Origin of the sequence: Natronorubrum halalkaliphilum (assembly GCF_009834785.1) — an archaeon.
GTDB classification, from domain to species: Archaea; Halobacteriota; Halobacteria; order Halobacteriales; family Natrialbaceae; genus Natronorubrum; species Natronorubrum halalkaliphilum.
The window spans coordinates 1-5,112 of the sequence record NZ_WUYX01000018.1 but is presented as its reverse complement, the minus strand read 5'-3'; the positions used below and the strand labels follow the sequence as shown (position 1 = coordinate 5,112).

Below are 5,112 nucleotides of genomic sequence, written 5' to 3'. Positions count from 1 at the left end.
CGACACCTCCTCATTCCTTCCGAAAAATAGCCACGATAAGCCGTCGCTGTCATGCGTTTTGTCTCCTAACTAAAGACGGATGGTTCCCGTAGTTGATTAGTGAGACTCCAGATGTAGGCCCCGTCACGTCCGCTGAAGATAGCTTCCCTAATGGATGTGATCTCTGAATGTTATACGCTAATTCTTCCATTTGCTGGATAAGACGAGTGAGTCGTGCGAGACACGAAAGGCCAAATTCCACTGGCTCAGAACCCTGCACATTCTGGATTGTCTCGTCAGGTCGAAGCGATCTGTAATAGAATAAGTGCCGTTTTTGCGATATAGAGGGGCTCCTACGCCAATCCTCACAAACAATGGGCCCTGACGGATTCGAACCATCGACCACTCGGTGTCTCACACAGCCGCAACCGTGTGCAGCCGCGTTATGAGCCGAGCGCTCTAACCAGACTGAGCTAAGGGCCCTTCACTCGAGGAAAAACGCGCGCCGTAGTTAACCGTTGCTGTCTGTAAGAGGTCAGTCCTCGCTCTGGTAGGCCGAGAGCGACTGATCGGTTCCGTCTTTTCGGTGACGGGTCGCGAGTCCGGCGAGGTGGGGTGCCTCGGGAACGATGAGTTGCTCGCATGCAGTCTGGCAAGCGTTCGTGCTCCCGGGAAGGCAGAATACCGGTGTGTCGACGGCGATTCCCGCCGTTGCACGCGAGGCCATCGCGCGGGTCCCGACCTCGTCCCAGGAGAGCGACCGGAACAGTTCACCGAAGCCGGGAAGTTCGCGTTCGAACAGCGACGCGGTTGCCTCCGGCGAGACGTCGTCGGCGGTGACGCCCGTTCCGCCAGTCGTGAGAACGATGTCGATGTCACGGCGTGCAACCAGCCCGCGCACCGCCGTCCGGATCGACGAGTAGTCGTCTCGAACGAGTAGCCGTTCCCGTACTTCGTGGCCTTCGGCCTCGAAACACTCCTGAATCGTATCTCCGCCCGGATCGTCGGGGTCGTCCTCGTCGGCCTGTGCGCGCGAACTCGAGACCGTGACAATGCCGACGTACAGCGGATCGATGACGTCGTGGCCGTGATCGTCCGTCCCTCGCCGGTCGTCTTTGTCGGTGGTCATACTTTGGTGTCTACGCTCGAGTGCGATAATATCTCCCCTCTCTTGTTTTTGTTTTCACGTCCGGTTTCGGTGTGGGTTTCGCTTCCGCTCTCGCTCTACACCCCGTGGCTCTCGAGGCGAAATCGCCGCGCGTCGGCGCTGGTCGCTGACCGATACTTCGCACCTCAATTGGCCCGAATCGGGAGGACCGCCGAGTTCACTCGGGTCGGAAGGGGTATCGTCGGTCCCGATCCCGCACCCGGTCCCGGTCTCGGTCTCAATACGGATGCGATACCGGCTCGAGTCATACGGTTTACTGTAATCAATGACCGCCGATCACCAGGGACGGTGTCGGTGATCGGCGGTACATAGTTACAGCAATCCGTCTCAGTCGCCGTCCGGGATCGTCACCGTCTCACCCATCCCCGTCGGCGCGGGGTTTTCGAACGAGGACCAGTCCGCCGCCAGTTCGCTCTCGGTCAGCAGACAGTCGTCGAGGCGAGCGGACAGGTCGTCCATTTCGATGTTCCGACCGATGAGTGCGAGCCGCGTCTCGCGGTCGCCCCACTCCTCGTCCCACGGGAGGTCGGGCTGGCTCTGCCGGTAGGCCTCCTGGCGTTCGTCGGAGAAGCTGGCGATCCAGCGGCCGGTGACCTCCAGAGTAGTCTCGGATCCGGCGAAGCTCATCGTGACTGCCTGTTGCTCTCGGCCGGCGATCCAGCAGAGCCCTTTCGCGCGGACGAGGTTGTCGGGAAGGCTCTCCAGGCAGGCCGTAAAGCGCCCGGGATGGAACGGACGCCGTCGGTGGTAGGTGTCGATCTGAATGCCGTAGCGTTCGGGCGGGTGGATGTGATCGTGGTCTGGATAGTCCGGATGGTCGGTATGGTCGTCGTAGGTGGTCGCGTGACCATCGTGGCTGTCCTCGTGCGCATCTTGACCGTGCTCGTGTGCCCCGGTCGCGTCGGCGGTTTTGATCGCTTGCTTCCAGCCCGCCGAGTCGGCGGCCGCCTCGAGATCGAATCGCTCGCTCTCGAGGAGATCACTCGAGTCGATCCCACCGTACTCGGTCGTCACGACGTCGGCTCGAGGCTGGAGCGTCTCGAGCAGGGCGACGACCCGGTCGCGTTCGGCGTCGGTCACGAGGTCGCACTTGTTGACAACCAGCAGATCGCAGAACTCGATCTGTTCGAGGAGCAGATCCGCGAGCGGACGGCTGCCGGTATCGTCGGGGCCCTGGGGCTCCGGGATCGGTTGCTCGTCCTGTGCGTTGGCTTCCGCGTTGCCAGTCGCGAACCGGTCGTAGAACCGCCGAGCATCGACGACGGTGACGACCGCGTCGAGGTCGTAGGGTCCGCCGGCAGGACCGCGGACGAACTGTCGCGCGATCGGTTCAGGTTCGCCGACGCCGGAGGCCTCGACGACGAGATAGTCGAAGTCGTGTTCCTTCCAGAGTTGAATGACCGAGCGGGAAAGCTCGCCACCGAGACTGCAACAGATACAGCCGTTTTCGAGGGCGAGGACGTCTTCGCCGGTCGTCAGATCGGTGCGCGCTTCCACGAGGTCCGCGTCGACGTTGACCGCGCCGACGTCGTTGACCAGAACGGCGATCTCTCGGTCCGACGACTCGAGCAGGCCCGACAGGAGTGTCGTTTTGCCCGCACCGAGTTCGCCACAGAGGATCGTGACGGGAACGCTCATTTAGTCGTCTGCGAGCGCGAGTTCACGTCGGTCTTCCGGTTCGAACGGATCGGGATAGCTGTCCCAGTCGTCGTTCATTTCGCTCTCGGTCAGGAGACAGTCGTCGAGACGGTCGATCAGCGCGTCGTGGTCGAACTCGCGGCCGATGAAGACGAGTCGCGTCATTCGGTCGCCCCACTCTTCGTCCCAGTCGTCCTCGAGCCCCGGGCGGGCGGCGAAGTACTGCTCGCGCTGGGCCTCGGGAAGCGTCGCCAGCCACTGACCCGACGGACCGGCCCGGACCGACGTTCCGGCTTTGTCGATCCCCATCGCAACGTCCTCGCGGCCCGCGCTCCAGAAAAACCCTTTCGCGCGGATGAGCGCGTCCGGAAGGGCCGGCAGGAGCGCGGCGATCCGTTCGGGGTGGAACGGTCGATCGCGCTGGTAGACGAACGACGTCACCCCGTGTTCCGCCTGCGGGTCGTGGTGGTGGTCGTGCTGGAGTTCGTGTTTCCAGCCCGCGGACGCCTGTGCACGCTCGAAATCGAACTGGCCGGTGCCGAGAATCTCGTCCGGTTCGACGTCACCGAACTCGGTCCGGACGAGTTTTGCACGGGGCTGGAGACGCTCGAGAACGGCCTCGATCTCCTCGAGCGCGTCGTCGGGTACGAGGTCGCACTTGTTCAGCAGGAGGACGTCGCAGAACTCGATCTGATCGAGCAGAACTTCCTCGGGGACGCGACCGGAGTCGTCCTCGAGTTGCTGGTCGGTGAGCGCGGTCCCGGAATCGAACGCGTCCCAGATGCTGTGTGCGTTGACGACGGTGACCATCGTATCCAGCTCGTAGGTGTCGGTTGGATCGAAATCCGCGTCTTCGAACCCCATCGCGAACGTCTGAGCCACCGGAATGGGTTCCGAGATGCCCGACGATTCGACCAGTAAGTAGTCGAACTCGCGGCGGTCGGCAAGCCGACCGACTTCGTCTAACATATCCCCGCGCAGGCGACAGCAGATACAGCCGTTGGACAGTTCGATAATCTCCTCGTCGCCGCCCAGATCCGTTTGTTGAGCGACGTGTTCGGCGTCGACGTTGACGTCACCCATATCGTTGACGACGACGGCCACCTCGAGACCGTGGTCGGCGGTCAAGACATGGTTCAGGACGGTCGTTTTGCCAGCTCCGAGCGGGCCACTCAGCACAGTCACGGGGATTCGATCGGTAGTCATAGATCGATTGTGAATATGTACTCCAGTCTTGTTAATGTTAGTTATTACGCAACCTACCCCAGGTACATAACAAAAACTATTATCTCAATGCACTATATTCATAATGGAAATGCCAGTCGTTAGCGTCTCGATGCCCGACGAACTGATCGATCGACTCGACTCCCACGCCGCGGCACACGACTACACCGGCCGGAGCGAAGTCGTCCGGGAAAGCACACGAGCGTTGCTCACCGAGTTCGACGACGAGCGACTCGAGGGGGAAACGCTCGCCGGTGTCGTCACCGTATGCTACGATTTCGGCACCCAGCGCGTCGAGCGTCGCGTTACGGAACTCAGACACGAACACGATTCACACATCGCCTCGAACGACCACAGCCACGTTGCGGAGTACTGTCTGGATCTGTTCGTCATCGAGGGTGACCTCGAAGTGGTATCGGGGTTCGTCGGGAAATTGCGGGCGATCGAAGACGTCGAGACCGTCGACTACACGCTGGTTGCGCTGGATTCCGTCGGCCAGCTACCTGACGTCTGATCCGGTGTCGACTGAGGAGGGGTGGCGGAGATCCGCGAGTCGCTCGTCGAGTAGGTAGTCCTCCGCCCGGTTGCTGCCGCCCGACCGGCCGTTTTTCGGTTCCCGGAACCGGATCACCACGGTTTCGCTCGCGGCCTCGGCGAGGGGGATCAGATATCGATTGTCGTTGACCGGATCGTAGACGGCGAAGTACTCTGCGCGGTCGTCGCTCCCTCGGCGATCGTAGGTATCACGTCGCTGGCGAGCGCTGACCGTTTCGAAGGCGACGGTTCCCTCGCTCTTTCGATACGCTGTCTCACACTGAATCCGGTGAAATCGTCCGCCGACTTCGACCACCAGATCGTACGGTTCGGTGTCGTCGGTCGGGACGAGGACGGGAATATCGCGGACGACGAACGCCGCCCGAACGATCGCTTCGGTCGCCCGTCCGCGTTTCTGTGGTTCCTCGAGGTTTTCGTAGCACGTCGTTCGGTCGATCACGGTCGACTTCGCCGCGTAATTCGATAGTACGTGTTTAGCCCCAGCTGATTTCGTTAGTATCTCGTAGGGGGCGATCTACGGTGGAGATATGCTTTGTCGGCAGGGGTCA

5 protein-coding genes and 1 tRNA gene are annotated in these 5,112 nt (G+C 61.5%); 1 reads left to right on the top strand and 5 read right to left on the bottom strand.

Features of this window, described 5'->3' with window-relative positions; translation table 11 throughout:
- Positions 1 to 354: 354 nt before the first annotated feature.
- The 4 genes from GS429_RS04355 to GS429_RS04340 form a co-directional block, all read right to left on the bottom strand.
- Positions 355 to 462, bottom strand: a tRNA-Ile gene (locus tag GS429_RS04355).
- Between the two features lie 52 nt (positions 463 to 514).
- Entirely contained in the window at positions 515 to 1,108 is a 594-nt protein-coding gene (locus GS429_RS04350) for a MogA/MoaB family molybdenum cofactor biosynthesis protein (RefSeq protein ID WP_160063087.1), read from the bottom strand.
- A 366-nt stretch (positions 1,109 to 1,474) separates the two neighbouring features.
- Positions 1,475 to 2,785 carry a CobW family GTP-binding protein gene (locus tag GS429_RS04345; RefSeq protein WP_160063085.1) on the bottom strand — a complete coding sequence of 437 codons (1,311 nt, stop codon included), beginning with the start codon at positions 2,783 to 2,785 and terminating at the stop codon, positions 1,475 to 1,477.
- Positions 2,786 to 3,991, bottom strand: a complete 1,206-nt coding sequence (locus GS429_RS04340) for a GTP-binding protein (RefSeq protein WP_160063083.1) — start codon at positions 3,989 to 3,991, stop codon at positions 2,786 to 2,788.
- 109 nt (positions 3,992 to 4,100) lie between these two features.
- Here GS429_RS04340 and GS429_RS04335 point away from each other — a divergent pair, with 109 nt between their 5' ends.
- Positions 4,101 to 4,523, top strand: coding sequence for a CopG family ribbon-helix-helix protein (locus GS429_RS04335; protein WP_160063081.1), 423 nt, complete (start codon positions 4,101 to 4,103; stop codon positions 4,521 to 4,523).
- Here GS429_RS04335 and GS429_RS04330 read toward each other — a convergent pair.
- Complete coding sequence (locus tag GS429_RS04330) at positions 4,509 to 5,003, bottom strand: group I intron-associated PD-(D/E)XK endonuclease (protein ID WP_328821237.1); 495 nt, start codon at positions 5,001 to 5,003, stop codon at positions 4,509 to 4,511. The genes GS429_RS04335 and GS429_RS04330 overlap by 15 nt on opposite strands.
- Positions 5,004 to 5,112: the final 109 nt, after the last annotated feature.

Coding starts and splice junctions, on each gene's coding strand:
- GS429_RS04340 (WP_160063083.1), bottom strand. CDS start 3,991: ATGACTACCGATCGAATCCCCGTGACTGTGCTGAGTGGCCCGCTCGGA.
- GS429_RS04335 (WP_160063081.1), top strand. CDS start 4,101: ATGCCAGTCGTTAGCGTCTCGATGCCCGACGAACTGATCGATCGACTC.
- GS429_RS04350 (WP_160063087.1), bottom strand. CDS start 1,108: ATGACCACCGACAAAGACGACCGGCGAGGGACGGACGATCACGGCCAC.
- GS429_RS04345 (WP_160063085.1), bottom strand. CDS start 2,785: ATGAGCGTTCCCGTCACGATCCTCTGTGGCGAACTCGGTGCGGGCAAA.